Consider the following 22,298-nt stretch of genomic DNA (forward strand, 5'->3'; position numbering starts at 1 on the left):
AAAAAAATTGGTTAATTTTCCATTGTTGCGGTTTTGGATATAGTCGCGGCGGGGGCATTTTCGCTTAAGGCGCGATAAACGGATCAAAAGTTCCAGAAATAAATTCCCGTAAAAACTGGGAATTGCCCCATGTCAGGGGGGATTTTGCCGTGACTGTGGCCCGTTTCGTAGATTACCGATTCTCTCTGCCAGCCCTTTGACTGGGCAGGCAGGTCATTTGGTAAACTGTATCACCTTTGTTGGCGTCAGTTTCCCACAGATCAAATCCCCCAGCCCAAGCAGGTTACCGTACAGGCGGCCACGACGATCGACCCAAGGTTCTGGGCGCAGGGACTTGATACAATTGGCCACAATATTGCGCAGCATCATCTTAAGCGCGCGGCTGGGGATCATGGTGCCTTTGTCCATCAGATACAGCGGGTTTGAAATTTGCGAATACCCGAAGGACTTGCCGTTGGTCCGGCCCTTTTTCGTGCCCAGATGCACCCCCGTCAGACTGTTTGATTTCACAATCCGCCCATAGGCAGACAATTGACGCGAGAAATCCACGTCTTCCAGCCACGCATAAAACGGCAGGGTTTCATCAAAGCGCAACCCGTGATCCACCACTGGCGAGGTGCGGAACGCCATATTGCAACCATAGCCATTGTAGGACGGTGAAAGCGTGAAATCTTCCAAATCCGCCTGGAATTGGGCTAAAATCTCCATGCCGAAATCATGGGAAATCCCGGGGCCGGAAATCCCGTCTGCCAGAACTTCCCCCGTTGTCATGACCACGTCAGGATGGGTTGTGAACACATTGCCCACCCGTTCCAAGTAACTGTCAGCCATCAAGAAATCATCATCAATGAAAAGCACTACATCATTCGGCGTGATCAATTCCAGCACACGGTTGCGTTGATGGCAGGCCCCTTTCGGGCCGATCTTTACTTCTACCGGACAGGGCAAGGTTTCCAGAACAGCGCGGTCAATATCGGACTCTGAAGCAATGGAAAGAACCAGCAAATCGGGCTGAACAGTCTGGCGATGCAAATGAGACAAGGTTCTGGACAGCACATCTTTGCGCCCCGTCGTAGCAATTGCCAACAAGACCCGATGAACGTGCCGTTTGGGCACAACACAGCCGGATTCACTTTTTTCAATTTGCTGAAAGTTCGTGACTTGGTTACACATATTTTTACTCTTTGATCATTTACTCAGATGTAAAAGGACTGCAGATCGACTACGGGAAACGAAAAAATGACTCTATCAAACTGGGGATGGCGGTGGCTTATGCGGCTTGAACGTCGAACCGTTTGGTGGGCTGTCGTCCTGTTCTGCCTGTTGTTTTGGGTCGGCATCGGCATGTTGATCTGGTAGAAAGACCACACACGCCCCTGCTTTTGACCCAAGCCAATTTTATCGCGCGCCCTGCCCCCCAAGAACCACAGACACGGTTTTCAGCACGATCTTTAGATCCCCGAAAAATGAATTGTTCTGAACATAATCAACATCCAGCGCCACGCGCTCTTCATAGGTGGTGTCCGAGCGACCGCTGATCTGCCACGCCCCGGTCAAACCTGGACGCACCGATTTATACTCGGCAAAGCTGGCGCGGTAGTGTTTCGCCTCGGCTGCCACAATCGGACGCGGACCAACCATAGACATATCGCCGCGCAGAACGTTCCAAAGCTGGGGAAGTTCGTCCAAACTGGTCTTACGCAGAATTTGCCCTGTGGCCGTCAAACGCGGATCATGGGTCAGCTTTTGCGTCAGCTCCCATTCCGCCCGCGCCACCGGATCATTTTGCAACATCTGCGCCAGCCGCACATCCGCATCAATACACATGGTGCGGAACTTCAGGCAGTTGAACGGCTGGCCATTGCGTCCCACACGGGTATGGGCAAAAATGACTTTCTTACGATCGGAAACCCAGATCGTCGTGGCAATTAGCACCATAAAAGGCACAAAAAAGATCAACAGCGCAGTCGCACAAACAATGTCAAACACCCGCTTGGAAATCCGGTTCCGCGCGAACGGGCGGCGATTGACGATGGACTGTAGCTCTTCGATCCGGACGCGCGTGCCTTCCAGATCGCTAGACTTAACATGATAAACCATTCTACTCTTACTCCGAACTCACACACTCAAAACAGTCACATCAGAATCACACCCTGCTACAAAAATACCTTTTTCTGGGAAAGATTGCCTGTGAAATGTGGCACGCACATCTTAGGGTTGTTTCAATTAAAACTGTAATTAAATGTTTAAAATCATGATATTAAACAACACCCACAGAAAATTCCTTGGTTCCAATTCGGAAACAATAGGTTTCCGCCTTAACTAGACCATCTTTTTGCCCTTTTTCAGGCCAAAGGGAGGGGCCACAGGTAAATGGTTAAAAAATAGTTTCCTTTCCCGCGCCCCAAAGGTGCAGGTAGTTCGAAATCGGCAGTAGTAGGTTCAAGGCGCGTACCCACAGATGAGTAATAGAAAAGACCCAAATCCGAACCGCCGCGCTTTGTCCGATGGTATGTGGACAGTAATGGAGCGGGTCCTCTCGCAATTCGGTCAACTCGCCATCTTTGTGACAGCCGCGCGGGTGTTGACCCCCGCCGAATTTGGCATTTTTGCCCTGACCTCTGCCTGCGCCATCCTGCTGCTGCGCTTTGCCGAGGTCGGTTGGGCCCAGTATATCATGTCATGGTCCGGCACCGATGAAATCCCCCGACAGGTTCTTTTCGTCGCAATAGTTTTCGGGGCCTGCGCCGCCCTGCTGGGCCTGTTGGTCGGGCTGGGCTTTAGCCTGTTTGAAACCACCCCTGATGCCGGCATCCTGATCATGCTGTTTGCCATCTGGGTCCTGCTGGCCACCACATCGTCTGCGCAAAAAGGCATATTGATCTGGCAAAACAAACTGCGGGCTTCGGCCATTTGTGAAATTGCAGGGGAAATTACAGGGCTCGCCGTGGCGCTAAGCGCCCTGATTTCGGGCTATGGGGTTCTGGCACTGGTGTTTGGCCGCATCGCTATGCAATCGGTCCACCTCGGGCTTAGTTTTGCCTTCACCCGTCTGTCGCCCAAAAGGGGCATGTCCGCCGATCAACTGCGGGATCTAAAAGACTATTCCATCCCGCTGTTTTCCAGCCGCATGACGGTAAACTTCCGCCTGTATGCCGCGACCTTTATTATCGGGGGATTTCTGGGCACCGCCGCAGTGGGTTATTACCGCGCCGCCGAACGGCTGGTTAGCGCGTTAACCGAGGTGGTCGCAGTCCCCTCTCAAGTCCTGGCCTGGAGCCTGTTTCGCCAAGCCCGCGAAAACCACAACGGTACATTGGCAGGCTTCCAAAAACAGGCCGAGGTGTACTTCCACGTGTTGTTCCTGACAGCCCTGCCGATTTTCGTCTGGGCGTCTGTCTTTGCCAAAGACCTGATCAACGGGCTGCTTGGCCCCGAATGGCAACCCGCCATCCCGATTGTGATTATCCTCGCTTTAGCGCGGGCAATTTCCCTGCCGACATTTGCATCCGAACCGATCCTGTCTCTGGCTGGCGAGATACGCCGCCTGCCGAAAGTTTCGGTGATTTTCCTGATCCTCACCATCGTACTGAACCTGATTGCCAGCCCTTTTGGCATGGTGGCAGTGGCTTGGGCGCAGGTGATCGGATCTGTCATTGTAACCGTGATCATGCTTTGGCTTACCCGCGTGTACGGGGCGGTGGTTTGGCGCGATGTGGTGATCTACAGCCGCCGCATCATCCCACCGCTGATACTGTCCACCGTGGTGTTAATCCTGCTACGCGACCTTAATGTATTCGCTGAACTTCCCGGCCTCCTGCGCATCACAGCCGCTTCAATCCCGACAGTTCTGCTCTATGCCGCAGCCCTTTGCGTCTTCGATCCAAACCTGCGAAGCGCTGCCACATCCTACGTCAAACGCAAAACAGGCAGCGCCCCGAAACCCTAGTCCCACCGCTTCTTTAGAGCAGAAATAACTCCCGCGCGGAGCGCAAGATAGTTTTAACCCTCATGCTCAGGATAAAAACAAGCCGCAGTATGGGGCGCTGCCCCCAGTTCGGGCCGTTCAACCCGACACCGATCCTGCGTCTTCCAACAGCGCGGCGCAAATGGGCAGCCATCGGGCACAGCCAAAGGCGAGGGCAACTCCCCTTTCAGCTTGATCTGGCGCTTTTTATTGGCTGGGTCAGCCTGCGGCGTCGCAGACAATAGCGCGTTGGTATAAGGGTGCATTGGCCCTTCAAACAGATCAGCCTTGCTGCCCTTTTCAACCGCGCGCCCCAGATACATCACGATCACTTCATCCGCCACATGGCGCACCACGCTTAGGTCGTGGCTGATGAACAGATAGGCCAGTTGCATCTTTTCCTGCAAGTCCACCAACAGGTTCAGAACCGACGACTGGATTGACAGATCAAGGGCCGACACAGGTTCATCCAGCACCAGAACCTTTGGGTCCAGCATCAAAGCCCGCGCAATGGCGATGCGCTGGCGTTGACCGCCCGAAAACATATGGGGGTAGCGGTCGTAATGTTCAGGCCGCAGCCCCACCAGTGACAGGATTTCACGGGCCTTGGCCTCGCGCTCGGTCTTGGAAATATCGGGGCGGTTGATGATCAGCGGCTCTTGCAGGATCTGACCGATCCGCTGGCGCGGGTTCAGCGATCCATAGGGGTCTTGAAACACAATCTGCACCGATTTGCGCAAACTGGCCCAATCGCTGCGCACCACAGGTTTTCCATCCAGCGTCAGGCTGCCCGATGTGGGTTCCTCGATCATCGTCACCAAACGTGCCAGTGTGGATTTCCCACAGCCGCTTTCCCCCACCACCGCAAGGGTTTTTCCGGGGTAAAGCGCGAAATCCACGCCGCCGACCGCCTTTAGCACGTTGGGTTTGCGCAGCAGGCCCGCGCTCACCTCATAGTGGCGCTGAAGGGCTTCAGCTTTCAGGACGGGTGCATTCATGACGCAATCCTCTGGTCTGTATTCAACGGATAGAAACAACGGGCCTGCCCCAGTTCAGCCCCCAAGGCCGCAGGGGACTGGGCCTTGCATTTGTCATCCGCAAACTTGCAGCGCGGTGAAAACAGGCACCCTGCCGGGCGGTCGAATTGCCCCGGAACCATACCCGGAATGGTCGGCAGGTGTTTTTCCGTGGCCCGTTCGGGCAACGCATCTAACAGGGCGGCTGTATAGGGGTGGTGCGGGCTGTGAAACAGCGGCAGGACGGGCTGTTCCTCAATCTTTTGACCGGCGTATTGCACGCTGACCCGTTCGGCGGTTTCGGCCACGACGCCCATATCATGGGTGATCAACACCAGCCCCATACCGTTTTCGTCGCGCAGGCTGGTCAGCAGGTCCAGAATTTGCGCCTGAATCGTCACATCAAGTGCGGTCGTAGGTTCATCGGCAATCAGCAATTTGGGTTTGCAGGCAATCGCCATGGCGATCATCACCCGCTGGTTCATCCCGCCCGACATCTGGTGTGGAAAAGCCGACAGGCGGCGTTCAGGATCGGGGATGCCCACTTGTTCAAACAGTTCAACCGCGCGGGCATGACAGGCTTTGCGCCCCAGTTTCAGATGGACACGCAGGGTTTCCTTGATCTGCCATCCCACAGTGAAACAGGGGTTCAGGGAAGACATGGGTTCCTGAAAGATCATCGCGAGATCTTTGCCCACCACACGGCGGCGCTCTCGTTTACCTATGGTTAACAGGTCATGACCGTCAAAGGTCATTTCATCGGCGCTGACAGTGGCTGTCCAAGGCAGCAAGCCCATCATTGCCAGCATAGACACGGATTTACCCGAGCCGCTTTCGCCTACAATGGCAAGGATTTCGCCGGTGTTAACGTCTTGATCAACCCCGTCCACCGCACGGAATTTCCCCGATGCGGTGGCAAAATCGACACTTAGGTTTCGGATGCGTAACAAAGACATGGTTCAGCTCCGCTTTAGTTTGGGATCAAGCGCATCGCGCAGGCCGTCGCCCAGCAGGTTGATGGCCAGAACGGTGATCAGAATGGCTAGGCCCGGGAAGGTCACAACCCACCACGCCCGCAGGATGAATTCGCGGGCCTCGGCCAGCATGGTGCCCCATTCAGGGGTCGGCGGTTGCGCCCCCATACCCAGAAACCCCAGCGCCGCCGCATCAAGGATCGCGGTGGAAAACGACAGCGCCGCTTGTACGATGATCGGTGACAGGCAGTTGGGCAGCACGGTGATAAACATCAGCCGCAGCACCCCTGCCCCCACCACGCGGGCCGAGGTCACATAGTCTTTTTGCAACTCAGACATCACGCTGGCGCGGGTCAGGCGCACGTAATGGGGTTGCAGCACAATGGCGATGGCGATCATCGCGTTGATCAGCGACGGCCCCAGAACCGCCACCAAAACCAGCGCCAGCAGCAGCGAGGGAAAGGCCAGAATGATATCCATAATCCGCATGATAATCGTATCAAGCCATTTTGGCGCGAACCCTGCTAAAAGGCCGATCAATATCCCGCCGGATGCCGCGATGCTGACCACAACAATCCCCACGAAGAAGGAAAACCGTGCGCCCACGATCAGGCGGGACAGCATATCGCGCCCCAATGGATCGGTGCCCAAAAGGAACTGGGTGGTGCCGCCTTCTTCCCAGAACGGGGGTTGCAGGGCGTTGCTGCGGAATTGTTCGGTCGCGTCATGGGGGGCAATCCACGGGCCGAAAATCGCCAAAATCGCAAAGATGGCAAAAATCCACAGGCCGATTACAGCGCCGCGGTTTTCGCGGAAGTAGAACCAGAACTCTTTCAGACGGGATGGACGGTCTTCGTTGATGGCGGTTGCTGTCTGTGTTGAAGAAGCGTCAGTCATTACCGTTTCCTGATTTTCGGGTTAATTAGACCGTAAAGCATATCCACAGTCAGGTTCACGATCATCACCATCACGGCGATCAAAAGCAGGCCACCCTGCACCACAGGATAGTCGCGGCGGAAGATGCTATCCACCATCCACTTGCCGATCCCCGGCCAGCTAAAGATGGTTTCCGTCAGGATCGCCCCCGCCAGCAACGTGCCAACAGACAGGCCGATCACAGTGATCACAGGAATAAGCGCATTGCGCAGAGCGTGGATCGAATTGATCCGCCCCGACGACATGCCTTTGGCCCGCGCGGTTCGAACGTAATCTTCACCCAAAACTTCCAGCATGGCGGAACGGGTTTGGCGTGCAATCACAGCCAGCGGGATGGTACCCAGAACAACAGTAGGCAGGATCAGGTGGCGGATTGCCGACCAAAACGCGCCCTTTTGCCCCGATGCCAGACTGTCAATCAGCATAAATCCTGTGGGATCGGGGAAATAATACAAAAGGTCTATCCGCCCAGATACAGGCGTCCAGCCCAGATTACCGGAAAACACGATGATCAGCAGCAAGGCCCACCAGAAAATCGGCATGGAATAGCCAATCAGGGCTGTGGACATCAAGGCACGGTCAAAGAATTTGCCCCGGTTCACAGCCGCAATCACACCCGCGGGCAGCCCCAAAAGGATCGCCAGCACCATGGCGCATAGCGACAGTTCCAGCGTCGCCGGAAACAGCGCAAAGAATTCATCCCAGACCGGTTTCTTGGTGACAAAGCTGTTGCCCAGATCCCCCTGCAAAACGCCTGTGAAATACTCCCAGAACTGCACATACATGGGGCGATCAAAGCCGAATTGCGCGGCCAGTTGGTCATAGCGTTCCTGCCCGATCCCCCGCTCGCCCGCCATGACGATAATCGGATCCCCCGGCAAGGCGCGGATGAAGCCAAAGGAAATCAGGGTCACGCCGAAAAACGTCGGCACAAAGGTTAATAGTCGGCTTAGGACATAGTTCAGCACGGCAGCACCATCAGCTCTTTGGGGAAGTGGGTCAGCAATCTGTACCCGTCTTCGGTGATCAAAACGTCATCTTCGATGCGCACACCGAAATTGCCGATTTCATACAGGCCCGGTTCATTGGTATAGACCGTTCCCGCAGGCAGGGTCATGTGATTGCCCCGCATGATATACGGCGCCTCGTGCACCGAACGGCCCAGACCGTGGCCCGTTTTGGTGCGGATGCGATCCGCATAGGGTGAATTTTCCAGCACGCTGATCACCGCATCGTCGATGTCATGGGCGGTGACCCCTGCGCGTGTGGCGGCAAGCCCTGCCAGATTGGCGCGCAACACAGTGTCATAGACCGCGCGGCCCTCATCCGTGGCATGGCCCAGAAAGAACGTGCGGGTGATATCGGCGGTGAACCCGTCTTTCACAGCGCCAAAGTCGATCAACAGCGCATCCCCTGCCTTGACCGCGTAATCGGCGCGGGCATGGGCATGCGGGCGGGCAGATCCGTCGCCTGCGGCCACAATCGGGCTGAACGACAACTCGTCCGCGCCCTCGGCAAACAGCATCTGCACCAGCTTGCGTTCGATCTCTTTTTCGCTTTGGCCCAATTTGACCGTATCAAGCGTGCGGTGCAGCGCCCGTTCGGACAGGGTGATGGCCAGTTGCAGGGCTTCGATATCTTTTTCGGTTTTGATCATACGCAGGGCGGAAATCTCACGCTCGGCATCTATGATGCGCAGGTCTGGCTGGGCGGTCATCAGGGCGTGATGCACAAAAACCCGCATCACCTGCCCCTCGACCCCAAGGGACGTAATATTGAGATGCGCCATCAACTTGGCAAAGGCATCGCCGTATCCCGTCTGGTCGCGCCAATCAAACACCGCGCCGTCAAAGCCGACCAATTCCCAACTGCCCAGTTCCAGATTTGGCACAAGTGCTGCGGGCGGGCCGTTTGCAGGGATCACCAGCACAAATGGCCGCTCATGGCTCATGAAACTGTGGTCCACCGCGCGGGTGAAATTTGGTCCGGGCACAAGGGCCACGGCGTCAACGCCAAGATCGGCCGCAACTGCGGCATAAGGGGCAAGGCGGTCTGAAAGGGAGTTTGTCACGTGCGTGTCACCCGGGATGTGATGGGTAAAAGGAATGAGGGCGGCACCTGAATGCCGCCCCCGTGTCAGGTGGTCCGCTTATTGCGACAGACCAACCTCGTTAAAGATGTGGCTGCCCAGCGGGTGCACAACATAGCCTTCAACTTCGGGGCGCATGGTCATGTAGACAACCGAATGGGCGATAGTGGCCCAAGGCGCTTGGTCTTTGAACACTTCTTGTGCCTGTTTGTACAAGTCTGCGCGTTCCTCTTGGGATGGCAGAACTTTGGCTTTCTGGATCAGCGCATCGAAATCTTCGTTGCACCATTGTGCGCGGTTGGATTTGCCAACGCCGTCACAGCCCAGCAGAACCGCCAGGAAGTTATCTGGATCACCATTGTCCCCTGTCCAACCCAGCAGAACAGCACCGTCACGGTCCAGTTCTTTGGAACGGGACAGATATTCACCCCACTCGTAAGACACGATTTCCACGTTGACGCCAACTTTAGAGAAGTCTTCCTGCATCAGCTCGGCCATACGGCGTGCATTGGGGTTATAGGGACGCTGAACCGGCATCGCCCAGATTTTCATGGACAGATCAGTCACGCCTTCAGCTTCCAACATGGCTTTGGCAGCTTCGGGATTGTATTCGTCGTCTTTTACATCCGTGTTATAAGACCACATGGTCGGCGGGATCGGGTTTTTGGCAATTTGGCCAGACCCTTGGAACACCACGTCGATGATGGACTGCTTGTCGATTGCCATGTTCAGGGCCTTGCGGACCTTGGCGTTGTCAAACGGTGCAACTTGGGTGTTATAGGCCAGATAGCCCACGTTCAGACCCTCTTGTTCCATAACAACGATGCCGTCAGTGGTTTTCATCGACGCAACATCGGCAGGGTTTGGATAGGCCATGACGTGGCATTCGCCCGCCTGTACCTTTTGATAGCGCACAGAAGCATCCGGTGTAATCGCAAAGATCAGCGATTCAACTTTGGCTTGATTGCCCCAATACGCATCGTTGCGCAGATAGCGGATCACCGCATCTTTTTGATAGGCTTGAAACGAAAACGGACCCGTACCAATCGGCGCTTGGTTCAGCATTTCCGGTGTGCCGGCTTCCAGCATCGCATCCGCGTATTCTTTGGAAACGATTGACGCGAAATCCATTGCCATGTTGGCGATGAAAGGTGCTTCAGGGCGGGTCAGGTTAAAGACAACGGTGTAATCATCGGTCTTTTCGATGCTTTCCACCAGATCTGGCATGGACATGCCGCCGTAATATTCCCAAGTGCCGCCCGATACTTTGTTGTAAGGGTTTTCGGCATTGCCTTGACGATCAAAAGTGAAAATCACGTCATCTGCGTTGAAATCACGTGTTGGCGTGAAAGATGCGTTTGAGTGGAATTTCACACCTTTGCGCAGGTGGAAGGTGATTTTCTTGCCGTCCTCGGACACGTCCCAGCTTTCAGCAAGGCCCGGAACGGTTTCGGTAGTGCCAGTTTTGAATTCGGCCAAACGGTTATAAATCGGCTGGCTGGACGCATCAAATGTGGTGCCGGCTGTGTAAAGTGCGGGGTCAAACCCTTCGGGTGAACCTTCCGAGCAATAGACCAGCGATTGTGCAAATGCACCGCTGCCCAGCGAGGCGAGCAACAGCCCAGAGGCCAATGTGTTTCTAAGTGACATAATATATATATTCTCCGTTGGTTTGGTGTTTCAGTCAGGGCAGCAGATTTTTCTGTCTGCGGTTTTGCGCCCCGTTAAGGGCGCAGTGGGACGAGTTCTTTGGCAGGAATACCGTTTTCAGCAGCCCCCTGCGCCAGATCGCCCGACTTTTGGTATTGCATCCGACCCACCCAAAGAATGCGGGCTGGATGGTCTGTTTTATTGGACCAGCTGTGGGGTTTTTCCCCCAGATAATGCAGACTGTCGCCTTGGGTCATGATGTATTCACGCCCCCCGACCCGCTGCGCGATCTCGCCTTCCAGAATATAGATGATCTCTTCGCCGATGTGTTTGACCTGCTCGGATTCATAGCCGGGCGGCACGTTCAAAACGAAAGACGTCATCTCATGGCCGGGCATATTAACGCCCACCTGTTCGTATTCCACCGACGATCCGGATACCGAAAACCGCGGGCGGGTGCCGTCACGGGTAAAGCTGTCAGCCACTTCGGGGGTGCGGATGAAATAATCGACATTCTGGCCCAAAGCCTGCGCGATCTGGGACAATGTGCCAAGGGTTGGCGTGGCGCGATCCCGCTCGACCTGACTAAGATAACCCACAGAAACACCCGAGGCCGCACCAAGCTGTTGCAACGTCATCGACTGGCGTTGCCGCTGACGCCGCATGCGCGCACCAAGACCGTTCACGTCTTTACGTTGTTCGGTTTTTTGTTGCTCTGTACTCACAGAATCCCCCAAGGCCATCAGCCTGCGCCGATGTAAGCGCCTAGGGTGCGATCAAAGAAAGTTTACGTCAACAATAAAAATTATTGTGATGGGAATAACCCAGAAAAAACACCACCACAAAGCGTGCTTTGTTCAACGGGGACAAAGACTTACGAAGGGCAATTTTTTTCTGCGCTATTCGGGATACGTTTTAATAATCCCGCTCAAAGAACACGCCCAGTTTACTTTCGCCCGTGCTGGACACAGATCCCCGTGCCGTGATGGACGGCGTCAGATCAATGTTCAACGAAACCGAGGCCCCGGCCGTACCCGCCGTCACATCCGAATAGACATTATCCGAGATGTATTTGCCCGCCCGCCCGCTTGTGTTGCCATCTTCGTCGGTCACAATATCCAGATCATCCAGCCCCAAGCCGCCGCGCAGCCGAGACACGATAGATTCGCCGCCCTTGCCAGCCAATGTGCGAACGGCATTTACCAGTTGTAGCGCTTGAAACGGCGACAACTGACCGATGTCTCGGCCAAAAAAGATATTCGCCAAAATCTCATCCTGCGGTGCCTCGGGCGAAGATTCAAACAGAACTTCAGGGCTTGATGCAAGCCCTTCAACGATGATGCTGGCGGTGCCTGTGGTGGTGGTGGTGCTGGCCACAAACCGAATATAGGGATCAAGATCGCCCTGCATCTGCACGCTGCCCTCATCCAGTTCAAAACGCTTGGTCAGCAGGTCAAGCCGTCCGCGAATTAGATCGAACCGCCCCGCCGAAATCACATTTTGTGTGGTGCCCGTCAGGCGTAACTGGCCGCCCAATTCCGCGTCAATCCCGCGCCCGCGCACAAAAATACGCGCAGGGGCGCTGACGCTGACATCCAGTCCGAACACAGCGCCGCTGCTTTCAGATCCGGCATCATCGCCCCCCAAAAGCCCCGCCCGATCCTGTGTGATGCGCACGCTTTGGGATGCACCCTGATGCACAATATCAGGTAGAATGGTAAAGCCGGACGCCCCCGTTGATGGTACGGTGATACTGGTTTCCCCCAGATCAATCCGTCCCTTGATTAACGCGCCGCCGCTGAGCGGCCCGCTGATGCGCAAATCGCCGTCAATGGTTGTGCGATACAGCTTCGGGTCCGCCAGTGAAACCGATTGCAACAAAATGCGCAGATCGGTTTCCATCCCGCCAGTCAGGTTTACTGGACCTTCAACAGATACCCGCCCGCCAGACGAAACTGCGCCATTGACCGAAACAGCTGCCCGCCCCTGACTAAGGGTCACATTGGCCGCAATATCAGATAGTGTTAACTGCAATTCAGGGGCTGAAAGTCGCGCACCTTGCGCCGAAATGGTGCCAGAAACCGACCCTAAGGCGGGCTTGCCACGCACGGCCAGATCAAAATTCGCCTGCCCTGCCAGACTGCGCGGCCGCAAGAACCGGTCGCTGATTTCCAGCGGCAGACTGCCGTTGGTTGTCATGTTCAGATCACCGCTGGTGGACACACTGCCCTGCACACGGGCGCGCATCCCACCCGGGCCTGTCAGCCCTGTATCCACCTGCCATAGATCCCCTACCTGCGCCGCCGTCCCCGTGGCCGACAAAGGCCCGCTGATCTTTGGCACAAACGGGTTAATGTCAGGCAGGCTTGCCACATAGGTCAGCATCGGGCTGTCGCCTGTGGCAAGCCCCGATACCGTTGCTTCCAGCCCGTAAGGACCGTCGATTTCTGTGGCAATCCGCCAGCCTTTGGGCGATTGCGCGGCCCTGCCCTCTACGGCTAAAGGTCCAGAATACTCTGGCACCAAAGGTTTGATGTCCGGCACGCTGGCTTTAAAGGTCACATTTGCCTCTGGCCCCGTCACCAGCCCTGCGATTTCGGCTTTGCCCCCAATCGGCCCCGCAGCATCCAGATCAACGCGCCAGCCTTGGGCGTCCAATGTGGCGGTTCCGTTCACGGTTGCTGGGCCAGGAAGCCGCGGATCAAAATCCGCGAACTCCGTCAGTCGCAGCGCATAAGTCGCCTGTGCATTGCCCGTGGCAAACCGTCCGTTTGCGGCCAGTGACACTTGGTTGTTTTCGATTTCGGCGTTTTTCAACTGGGTACCCGTACCATCCCGCTTGGCTTGGGCGGCGAAACGGGTTCTGCCTTTCAACAGTATATCCGCTTGGGTCTGATCCACAGCCAAATCGTTCAATTCACCCTGCAAATCCAGATCAAACGTGCCGCCAAGGGCAACCGCACCCTTTAGGCGTACCCCCATAGAGCCGCGCAAATCACGGGCCGCCAGCCCCGAGAATTTTGACAGATCATCAGATACAAGCCGCGCATCCAAAAGGGTTTCAAAGGCCTCGTCCAGCGATTTGATGCTGGCTTTCCCCGTCAAATGCGCCGTTTGCGTGCGCAGGTTCATATGGGTCAACTCAAGCGGCTTTCCTTCGGAATAATCCAGCGTCAAAGCCCCTGACACCGATGGCCCGATGGCTTGCGCTAGGGCTGGATCGGCAAAGACAAACTGATCCGCTGCCAGTTTCAAATCCGCCGTGACTTGACCAAGCGTGCCTATGTCGTCGCGCAAAATACCCATTGCCGACAGGTCAAGCTGGCCCATTTCAATGCCGTCCCGTTTCAGGTCGCGAATGCTCAACTGACCTGTCCAGTCACTGCCCTGCTCACGGTCATATTTCACCGACAATGCTGCGCGATCCACCTCTGTTTCCGCGCCTGAAATCGGCAACAGAACCGCATCTTCGCCGTCCAGAACCGCAGTCAGGTCAATCTTGGTCGGCCAGTAATCGGCGTTCAGGGTGGTGGTCCCTTCCAGCGACAATTCGCGGGTTTTCAGCCGCAGTTGCGACAGGTCCAGCGTGCCATCGCCATCCCGTTGGCCCACCACGCGCAATTGTAGTGAGTCGCCGAAAAAGTCGCGGTATTGGGGGGCAAACAGGGCGGTGATATCGCCTTTGATGTCAGCCTCAAAACCCCGTGTCGGGGGCGTTGTGGGGTCCACATCCGCGCCCTCTTCAGGGGCGAGTTCTGTCAGCCTGACATGCCCGCCCAGCCGTTCTGTGCCATCCGTAGCAATCTGGATATCGCTTTGAAAATCGTTCAGTGGCCCCGTGCCCTTGATGGTCATATCGACCGACGGCGTGTCGGGAAGGTTCAACAATCGCGCGGCAATGCCGTCTTTGCCCTCTTGCAAGGCGATGTCCAGGGTCAGGTCTTGATCTGTGCCTTTAAACCCGGCCGTAATTGCAAAGACGCCGGTCTGCCCGTCGGTGCGCTGCGCGGTCAAAGACACATCCGCCGTTGACCCGGACAATTGCGCCGAAGCGTTAAGCTGCAACACAACAGGAGAGCCCAGAACGGGCGCGCCAAGCGAGATTTGCTCGGCAGTTAGCGCGCCCAAATTGATGGACACAGGCAGTTCCGGCAAAGAAAACGGCTGCGCCTCGGCGGCAGGCAATCCGTCATCCTGTGCAACTGGCAGGCGGTCCAGCTGGATCGCGCGCGCCGCCAAAAGTTCAATATCCACACGTCCGCTGAGCAAGGCACGGCGGTTCCATTTCATCGTCAGATCGCTAAGGGTCAGCCAGACGCCCGTGGTATCTGCCACAGTGATTTCGTCAATCTGGGCTGTGCTGCTGAGCGCGCCGCGAAAACCGGTGATGGAAACAACGCGCCCTTCACCGCCCAAGCTGTCTTGCAACAACTCTGTCAGAAACCCTTTGTCGGCTTCTGTGTCTTGGGCCAATGCCGGGGTGAACAGGCAGATGAATACGCCGATCAGAAGTGTACGAAACCTGCTCAAAACGATTGCCCTATCCCGATGTAAAATTCCACGCCCGAATTGTCACCCGGGCCGCTGACAGGCACTGCCACATCCAGCCGCAAGGGGCCAAGCCCCGTGTTATAGCGCAGGCCAAGCCCAGCCCCCGAATGCCATTCACCCGATTTTCCGTCGGGAAAAGCCTCGGTTCCGATATAGCCTGCGTCGTAAAAACCAACTGCCGCGATTGTGTCGGTGATCTTATAGCGGGTTTCCGCAGACAACCCCATGAAAGAGCGACCGCCGACAATGTTGCCACCGCCTAAATCCACCGAAAGGGACTGGTATTTCTGCCCGCGCACTGTGCCCCCCCCGCCGGAATAAAACAGGAAATCCCCCGGTGCAGTGCTTAGGTCCGGCCCTGCGAGCGAGCCGATCTGCCCCCGCAGCGCGAAGGTTAGTTTTTCCGCCGCGCCGACAGTTTTATAGCCGCGCAAATCCAACTTGCTTAGCACGCCGCTGTCTGTTCCGCGCAGGGCGAAAAACGGAGTTACGTTGGCTTTGACATAAAACCCCGATTTCGCATCCAGCGGATCATCGCGGTAGTCAAATGTGGCCGAGGTCGGGGCCGTCAGGATCGCATAGGAATGTTGCCCGAAAGCATCCGTGATGTCGGAATAGCGATATCCCAAACCAAAGGAATACTCCCGTTGCTCAGAGGCATAGCGCTTGATGCCTGTTTCAATCTCAAAACTTTTGGATGTGTAATTTTCTTCAAACAGTCGTTCTACTTCGGTGGCGATGTAATAATCCGTATCCTCGTTAAAGGTTGCGGGGCGATCAAAACGCAGGGCAAGCCGATAATCCGTGCCCGCGGTCTGCCCGCCGATGCCCGAAACCTCACCCTCAACCCGCAGTCGTTCTGCGCCGCCAAACAGGTTGCGGTGCAGCCAGAACCCTGACACCCCCGCCCCGTCAAGGGACGAAATCTCGGCCCCGAAACCAAAGCGGCGCGGCGGGGCCTCGGCCAGTTGGGCGGTCACGTCGAGGGTGTTGTTCGGTCCGATCTGTTCGGCCTCTTGCAGGGACACCACGCGAAAGGTGCCCGTGCGGCGCAGGCGGGTTGCAACGCGGTCCAGTTCATCGGGAGAAAACACATGGCCTTCGGGGAAACCTGCGATGTCATGGATGCGTTTGGTGCGCACAGCCTGATTGCCAGTCACGCTGAGGCGGCCAAAGGTCAGGCGTGGACCGGGAGCAAGGCGGATATCCGCATCCAATGCGCCCTGTTGATGGCGGGCAGAGATGTTTTGGCGGCTCAAAGTGGCCTTGGCAAAGCCGACCGCACGCCACCGTTTGACGCCCGCATCGACGGTTTCTTGCAGCACGTCCACTTTGGCAGGCTGGTTCGGGGCAAAGCCTTCGGGAAGTTCAGTTCCGGGCGCAAGCGGAGCAATAGATGCGCGGCCAAAGCGGAACGCGCGCCCTGATTTCACCCGAATCTCCACTTTCTCAATGGATTTCGGGCTGTAAAACGGCGACAGGCTGCTGGCCTCGCGCCCGTCCAGACGAATTTCTACAACCGGCGCGTAATAGGCCTGTTGATAAAGCGCCGTAACGATACGTTCATAATCGGCCCGCGCCGTTGCGATGATGTCTTGAACCTCAATCGTGTCACGAGCCTGAAGCGCCACCAGAAGCGAGGCATTTTTCAGCGCCTGAGCCAGATCGTCATTTGTTTGGGCCAGCGTGATCCGCAAATCATATGCAGAGGCTGGAATGCCAAGACACACCGCAACCGCTGTTGCGCCAACAGCCATGCGGGTCTTGAGAAAATTGAAAAATCGAATGCCTGTCACGCGAAAGAAAACCCTACCTGAACGGCATGGGGAAATGGTACAGCCGTTCCATATTATTCACCGCGCCTCTTGCCCGATGATGCCCTATCCTATGGCACTGTCACAGGATATTATACCGCTGATTAATCACCTTACCGTCAGACAATCCAGTCTCTTGGCCCCAAAACGACCAATCGGCCCGAAACCGCCGCTTTTACAGGGTTCATCCCTGCCGCAGGCTTTCGGATGCCAAAGCAGCGATCAGATCGTTGCGCGTGACAATCCCCACAATGCGCCCGGATTCGAGCACGGGAACCGCGTCGCAGCTCCCCTCGGCAAGGATAGGCAGCAGGGCTGCCAAGGGGGTGTCTGGGGAAACGCAGGGCGTTGTGACGGCCATGATCTGCCCCGCACGCACGGGTGATGCACCGTCAGCCGTCATCAAGCGGCGCAAAGCCGAGCTAAAGCGGCGGTTCCCGCGCAAAGCGTCTTCGCGGGCGCGGCGGATCAGGTGAATTTGAAAGATCACGCCAAGGTAGCTGTCGTCCTTGCCAATCACAGGCAAAGTGGTGAACCCGTGCTGGCGAAACAGGTCTGCCACATCCGACAATTTGGTTTCAGCGCCCACGGTCACAAGATCACGAGACATAATATCCGCCGCAGAAATCGGCCCTCTGCGATGGCTTGCAGCTTGTAATTGCGCAGCGCCGATCAACCGTGCCAAGTCTTCGACCCCAAGGTTCAGGGACTGGCGGTAGCGTTGCAAAATATCGTTTAGATCGTCTTCACTTAGTCCCAAACGCTCCATCGCGGGGGCGTCAGTGGTGCCACTGGTGTTTTCATCATCGAAATGGCGAAAGGGATAGTGCCGCCCTGTCAGTTGGGCATAGATCACTGCCGCCAAAACCAGCAGCGCAGTGCCCGCTGCCACTGGCAACAGCGCGAAATGATAGCCCATATCCTGAACCAGCGCAGGGTTCAGTGCCGCTGTCATGGCAACCGCCCCACCCGGGGGATGCACCGCACGAGTCAGCATCATCGCAACCATAGACAGGGCCACCGCAAGGGCAACACTGAGCGTTGGATCGGGTACCAGCAGACTGACCGTCACACCGACAACCGCAGAAACCGTGTTACCCACCAACGCCGCCCATGGCTGTGCCAGCGGAGAGTTCGGCACTCCGAACAGCAACACCGCACTGGCCCCGAATGGTGCGATCAGGATCAAACCATGTTGCGGGTCCGCAAAGGTCAAAACCAGCAACCCCGCCGCGCCAAGGCCGATCAAGGCCCCAATTCCTGCACGCAAGGACTCCCCCACGGGAATCGCTGAAATGGCAGGGCCAAGCCCCCGCACCCATTGGGTCCAGTTGATCGTGTGACGCATGCGCATGGTTTCCTCCCACCTGCTTGGCCTAGGGCATTAAAACAAAATACCACAAGACGCCTGAGGACGCGGCGGGCAGATATATACCCCACAGGTCCCAGTGCAAGGGCCGTTTCCCTAGGGTAAGCGCAGAGGGGCGCTTTCGGGTCAGAAACCCAAGCGGTCTTTAATCCGGTATGCCATGACAGAAGGCGCCAAAAACCAAGGGTTCCCCGTATAAAACGGCCGTGTCGGGAAGGGAATTTTGTTAAACGCGGTCATGCCTTCGGGGTTATCAGCCGCCTGTTGGCCGATCCGCATGCCCATGTAACTGGCCATCCCCACACCAGAACCGCAATAGCCCATAGCGTAAAACAGGCCGTTATCCTGCCCCGCATGCATCAGCGTATCAAAGGTGTAGCCAACCATCCCCGTCCATGAATGGCTGATTTTGGTCTTGGCCAGTTCGGGGAACAGATGCACCAGTTCGGCGTGCAAACGGGGACCGGTGATTTTGGGATCGGATTCCTGCAACGACACCCGCCCGCCGAAAAGGATGCGTTTGCGATCTGGTGAGGGGCGATAGTAATAGACCAGCTTTCGGGTGTCCGACAGGATGCGATCCGTGGGCATCAAGCGGTCCATCAGTTCTGTGGGCAACTCCTCGGTTGCGATAATATACGAGCCGATCGGGATCACGCGGCGCTGTTGCCACGGGGTAATCCCGCTGGTGTAGCCATTGGTCGCAAGGATCACGCGGCGCGCCTGAACCGGCCCGTTTGCCGTGTCGAGCGTGAACAATCCCCCCGCCTGACGGGCGATCCCGTTCACCCGACAATGGGACACAACCTGCGCCCCCGCCCCTTGCGCCACCCCGAGCAGGCCTTTGTGATACAGGGCTGGATGCAGGCTGGCGTGATGGGGAAACACCACGCCGCCGTAATAGGCATCGGTGCCAAGGGCGCTGTGTTGATCGCTGCGCGGCACCATAAAAGCGTCTGTTTTCAGGATGCCAGCGGCGGCGGACTCTCGGGCCAAGATGTCATAGTATTTGGCGGTATGGGCACCGTGAAACCGTCCGGGCACCTGAAAATGGCAGTTGATGCCTTCGGATGTGATGAAGTCCTCAACATAATCCCGCGAGGCTTGCCCCTCGCGCAGGATTTCCGCCGCCAGTTCCGCACCATAGCGTTTTGTCAGTTTGGCCAGCGACGGTTTGACGGATGTAGACACCTGCCCGCCATTGCGTGAACTGGCCCCGAAGCCTGCGGCCTCGGCCTCTAGCACAAGGGTGGAACACCCTGCCCGCGCGGTCTGGATTGCCGCGTGTAGGCCCGTGTAACCAGACCCGATGATCGCCACATCCACCGGCTTTTGTGGCAATGCACCGGTGCTGCGCGGGGATGGGGCTGCTGCCTCCCACCAATAAGGGGTTTGTTTGAAATCATCGGTGAACAGCGCGGAAAACATGGCTAAAGCGCCCTTTATGAATGGTCCTGCAAAATCAGATCCGCACCTTTTTCCCCCACCATAATCGCAGGCGCGTTGGTATTGCCCGAGGTCAGGGTCGGAAAAATAGAGGCATCTACAACCCGTAGCCCTGCGATGCCATGCACCTTCAATCGGGCATCCACCACGTCGGTTTTCGGGTCTGGCCCCATCTTGCAGGTGCCAATGGGGTGAAACACGGTGCCCGCCTTTTCGCGGATATAATCTATAAAGGCAGCATCATCCTGCGCCTGTGGCCCGGGTGCGATTTCGGACTCGATAATTTCCTGAAACGCGGGGGCAGCGGCCAGTTTGCGCATGAAATATATGCCTTCCAGCATTTCCTGCATATCCAGTTCGGTAGACAGGTAATTGGGATGAATTTCAGGGGCTTGCGCCGGATCAGACGAACGGATGGCCAGATGGCCGCGGCTGGTGGGATGCATGGGTTGGGTGCCCAGTAGGAACCCCGAAAACGGATCGGGGTTCATCAACGGGCGTTTGCGCGGTGGCGCTTTGGTATAACTGACGGGCGAGAAAAACAACTGCATGTTGGGACGTGACAGACCCGCACGCGACCGGATAAACCCGCCCCCCTGATTGACCCCCAGCGACAAAGGCCCACCGCGCGTCAGCACATAGCGCAGGCCCTGCCACAGCTTTCCCTGCCATGAATGCAATTGATCGTTCAGGGTGGGCACTTTGGAACGGTACAGAAAATCAATCCCCAGATGGTCTTGCAGGTTCTGCCCCACGCCCGCACTGTGGCTGACCACATCAATGCCTTTGGATTTCAGCAGATCGGCAGGGCCAACCCCCGACAGTTGCAGCAATTGGGGTGAATTGATCGCGCCTGCGGACAGGATCACTTCACGGGCGGCATAGGCCTGTTTGATTTTGCCGTTCTGGCTGTATTCCACACCGACTGCGCGGCCATTTTCGAACAGAACCCGCTGGGCCAGCGCGCGTTTTTCCACCCGCAGGTTGGCCCGCTTGCGCGCCGGGCGGATATAGGCCCGCGCGGTTGACATGCGCATGCCGCCTTTGGCGGTGTTCTGATAGGTGCCTAGGCCTTCTTGGCTGGCGCCGTTGAAATCGGGGTTGTGCGGGATTTGAATTTCCTGCCCTGCACGGATGTAATTCTGGCAGATCGGGTGCAAATAGCGATCCATCGTGGCCACGTGCAGCGGCCCTGTATCACCGCGAAATTCATCGCCGCCGCGATCATTTTGTTCGGCCTTTTTGAAATAGGGCAGCACGCCAGACCAGCCCCAACCCGGATTTCCGAATGCTTCCCAATTGTCAAAATCCTGCGCCTGACCGCGCACATAGACCATGGCATTGATCGAACTTGACCCGCCCATCACCTTGCCCCGCGGCCAATAAGACACGCGGTTGTTCATTTCGGGGTTCGGCTCGGTTTCATACATCCAGTTGACGCTGCGCTTGTAAAACGTCTTGCCATAGCCGATTGGCAGCCAGATCCAGAAGTTCAGATCACTGCCCCCTGCTTCCAGTAGCATCACCTTGTATTTGCCATTCTCGCTAAGCCGGTTCGCCAGCACACAGCCCGCAGAGCCCGCGCCAACGATCACAAAATCTACCTGTGTCATATGTGTTTTATTCCGTAGGAGTGTCGCGCTGGATCACAACGCTGATAAGGGCCAGCACACCAGAACCGACGATCAGGAAAAAGGATACAGCGTTCAACACAGGGGTTGAGCCGACCTTGGCCATCCGGTCGTACATGGTGATTGTCAGCGGGGATTCAGAACCGACCAAAAACAGCGTGGTGTTGAAGTTTTCAAATGACACCAGAAAGGCCACAATCGCCGCCGCAATCATTGCAGGGCGCAGATACGGCAGGGTCACTGAACGCAGAACCTGCGCGCGGCTGGCCCCAAGGTTCAATGCGGCCTCTTCCAGTGAGGTATCAAACTTTTTCAACCGAGCTGTGATAATCAGGGATGTTATGGTTGTGACAAAACTGAATTGCCCAAACACCACCAGCAAAATACCGGGGCGCAGGAATTCCAGCTCATAATTGAACTTATCCTCGATCCCGTTGGCGATATTGCTGGCCATCACCAGAATGGAAATCCCAAGGATTACGCCCGGTATGACCAGAGGCAAGATCATCAGGATGTAGAAAAAATTCTTGGCTGGAAAATTACCGCGCACAAACAGGAATGCATTTGTGGTGCCCACAAATACCGCCAGCGCCGATACAAAAGCGCCGATCACACCCGAATAATACAATCCCCGCAACAAGCGGCGGTCATGAAACATGCCGAGTTTAGGTTCGGTATCGTTAAAGAACCAATCCAGCGTGAACCCCTGCCACGGCAAAGAGGGAAACAGGGAATCGTTAAAGGCAAAGCTGCCTGCGGCCACCAAAGGGGCGGCCAGAAAGACGAAAAAAGCCAGCAAATACAGACGATACCCTAGCAGGAAGGCTTGGTTTGTTGTGGATGATGCCATGACGT

At 56.5% G+C, this 22,298-nt stretch carries 16 protein-coding genes; 1 reads left to right on the top strand and 15 read right to left on the bottom strand.

All coding sequences use genetic code 11. From position 1 onward, the window contains the following. Positions 1-213: 213 nt before the first annotated feature. Positions 214-1,173, bottom strand: a complete 960-nt coding sequence (locus tag GGE09_RS07435; RefSeq protein ID WP_309745453.1) for a glycosyltransferase — start codon at positions 1,171-1,173, stop codon at positions 214-216. A gap of 225 nt (positions 1,174-1,398) precedes the next feature. Beyond that, entirely contained in the window at positions 1,399-2,100 is a 702-nt protein-coding gene (locus GGE09_RS07440; RefSeq protein WP_309745455.1) for a sugar transferase, read from the bottom strand. Positions 2,101-2,461: 361 nt separating this feature from the next. On the opposite strand from GGE09_RS07440, the gene GGE09_RS07445 reads away from it, so the two are divergent. Continuing rightward, positions 2,462-3,949, top strand: a complete 1,488-nt coding sequence (locus GGE09_RS07445) for an oligosaccharide flippase family protein (protein WP_309745457.1) — start codon at positions 2,462-2,464, stop codon at positions 3,947-3,949. Positions 3,950-4,002: 53 nt separating this feature from the next. Here the strand turns inward: GGE09_RS07445 and GGE09_RS07450 are convergent, their stop codons facing one another. The 13 genes from GGE09_RS07450 to GGE09_RS07510 all read right to left on the bottom strand — a co-directional run bounded on the left by GGE09_RS07450 (position 4,003) and on the right by GGE09_RS07510 (position 22,293). After that, positions 4,003-4,965, bottom strand: a complete 963-nt coding sequence (locus tag GGE09_RS07450; protein ID WP_309745459.1) for a dipeptide ABC transporter ATP-binding protein — start codon at positions 4,963-4,965, stop codon at positions 4,003-4,005. Next, a complete protein-coding gene (locus tag GGE09_RS07455) occupies positions 4,962-5,939 on the bottom strand; it encodes an ABC transporter ATP-binding protein (RefSeq protein WP_309745461.1) in 978 nt (325 codons plus the stop codon). Before GGE09_RS07455 ends, GGE09_RS07450 begins: the two co-directional genes overlap by 4 nt. Before the next feature lie 3 nt (positions 5,940-5,942). Next, positions 5,943-6,854 carry an ABC transporter permease subunit gene (locus GGE09_RS07460; RefSeq protein WP_309745463.1) on the bottom strand — a complete coding sequence of 304 codons (912 nt, stop codon included), beginning with the start codon at positions 6,852-6,854 and terminating at the stop codon, positions 5,943-5,945. Further along, positions 6,854-7,861, bottom strand: coding sequence for an ABC transporter permease subunit (locus GGE09_RS07465; protein ID WP_309745465.1), 1,008 nt, complete (start codon positions 7,859-7,861; stop codon positions 6,854-6,856). The genes GGE09_RS07460 and GGE09_RS07465 overlap by 1 nt, the downstream gene beginning before the upstream one ends. Further along, entirely contained in the window at positions 7,855-8,964 is a 1,110-nt protein-coding gene (locus GGE09_RS07470) for a Xaa-Pro peptidase family protein (protein WP_309745467.1), read from the bottom strand. Before GGE09_RS07470 ends, GGE09_RS07465 begins: the two co-directional genes overlap by 7 nt. Positions 8,965-9,042: 78 nt before the next feature. Then, complete coding sequence (locus GGE09_RS07475; RefSeq protein ID WP_309745469.1) at positions 9,043-10,632, bottom strand: ABC transporter substrate-binding protein; 1,590 nt, start codon at positions 10,630-10,632, stop codon at positions 9,043-9,045. Positions 10,633-10,706: 74 nt separating this feature from the next. Then, positions 10,707-11,357: an XRE family transcriptional regulator gene (locus GGE09_RS07480; RefSeq protein ID WP_309745470.1), complete on the bottom strand. Its 651-nt coding sequence runs from the start codon at positions 11,355-11,357 to the stop codon at positions 10,707-10,709. A 190-nt stretch (positions 11,358-11,547) separates the two neighbouring features. Then, positions 11,548-15,162, bottom strand: coding sequence for a translocation/assembly module TamB domain-containing protein (locus GGE09_RS07485; RefSeq protein ID WP_309745472.1), 3,615 nt, complete (start codon positions 15,160-15,162; stop codon positions 11,548-11,550). Next, positions 15,159-16,940 carry an autotransporter assembly complex family protein gene (locus tag GGE09_RS07490; protein ID WP_309745474.1) on the bottom strand — a complete coding sequence of 594 codons (1,782 nt, stop codon included), beginning with the start codon at positions 16,938-16,940 and terminating at the stop codon, positions 15,159-15,161. The genes GGE09_RS07485 and GGE09_RS07490 overlap by 4 nt, the downstream gene beginning before the upstream one ends. Positions 16,941-17,181: 241 nt before the next feature. Next, on the bottom strand, positions 17,182-18,351 hold the full coding sequence (locus GGE09_RS07495) for an HPP family protein (protein ID WP_309745476.1): 1,170 nt from the start codon (positions 18,349-18,351) through the stop codon (positions 17,182-17,184). 141 nt (positions 18,352-18,492) lie between these two features. Beyond that, a complete protein-coding gene (locus GGE09_RS07500; RefSeq protein ID WP_309745478.1) occupies positions 18,493-19,794 on the bottom strand; it encodes an FAD-binding oxidoreductase in 1,302 nt (433 codons plus the stop codon). A gap of 14 nt (positions 19,795-19,808) precedes the next feature. After that, complete coding sequence (locus GGE09_RS07505) at positions 19,809-21,425, bottom strand: choline dehydrogenase (protein ID WP_309745480.1); 1,617 nt, start codon at positions 21,423-21,425, stop codon at positions 19,809-19,811. 7 nt (positions 21,426-21,432) lie between these two features. Next, on the bottom strand, positions 21,433-22,293 hold the full coding sequence (locus GGE09_RS07510; RefSeq protein ID WP_309745482.1) for an ABC transporter permease: 861 nt from the start codon (positions 22,291-22,293) through the stop codon (positions 21,433-21,435). Positions 22,294-22,298 lie beyond the last annotated feature (5 nt).

Source organism: Roseobacter sp. N2S (assembly GCF_031454055.1).
Taxonomy (GTDB): domain Bacteria; phylum Pseudomonadota; class Alphaproteobacteria; order Rhodobacterales; family Rhodobacteraceae; genus Amylibacter.

What these genes read in the sequence shown, in the direction of transcription:
- GGE09_RS07435 (WP_309745453.1), bottom strand. Translation starts at nt 1,173, where the DNA reads ATGTGTAACCAAGTCACGAACTTTCAGCAAATTGAAAAAAGTGAATCC.
- GGE09_RS07440 (WP_309745455.1), bottom strand. Translation starts at nt 2,100, where the DNA reads ATGGTTTATCATGTTAAGTCTAGCGATCTGGAAGGCACGCGCGTCCGG.
- GGE09_RS07445 (WP_309745457.1), top strand. Translation starts at nt 2,462, where the DNA reads ATGAGTAATAGAAAAGACCCAAATCCGAACCGCCGCGCTTTGTCCGAT.
- GGE09_RS07450 (WP_309745459.1), bottom strand. Translation starts at nt 4,965, where the DNA reads ATGAATGCACCCGTCCTGAAAGCTGAAGCCCTTCAGCGCCACTATGAG.
- GGE09_RS07455 (WP_309745461.1), bottom strand. Translation starts at nt 5,939, where the DNA reads ATGTCTTTGTTACGCATCCGAAACCTAAGTGTCGATTTTGCCACCGCA.
- GGE09_RS07460 (WP_309745463.1), bottom strand. Translation starts at nt 6,854, where the DNA reads ATGACTGACGCTTCTTCAACACAGACAGCAACCGCCATCAACGAAGAC.
- GGE09_RS07475 (WP_309745469.1), bottom strand. Translation starts at nt 10,632, where the DNA reads ATGTCACTTAGAAACACATTGGCCTCTGGGCTGTTGCTCGCCTCGCTG.
- GGE09_RS07490 (WP_309745474.1), bottom strand. Translation starts at nt 16,940, where the DNA reads ATGGCTGTTGGCGCAACAGCGGTTGCGGTGTGTCTTGGCATTCCAGCC.
- GGE09_RS07495 (WP_309745476.1), bottom strand. Translation starts at nt 18,351, where the DNA reads ATGCGCATGCGTCACACGATCAACTGGACCCAATGGGTGCGGGGGCTT.
- GGE09_RS07500 (WP_309745478.1), bottom strand. Translation starts at nt 19,794, where the DNA reads ATGTTTTCCGCGCTGTTCACCGATGATTTCAAACAAACCCCTTATTGG.
- GGE09_RS07505 (WP_309745480.1), bottom strand. Translation starts at nt 21,425, where the DNA reads ATGACACAGGTAGATTTTGTGATCGTTGGCGCGGGCTCTGCGGGCTGT.
- GGE09_RS07510 (WP_309745482.1), bottom strand. Translation starts at nt 22,293, where the DNA reads ATGGCATCATCCACAACAAACCAAGCCTTCCTGCTAGGGTATCGTCTG.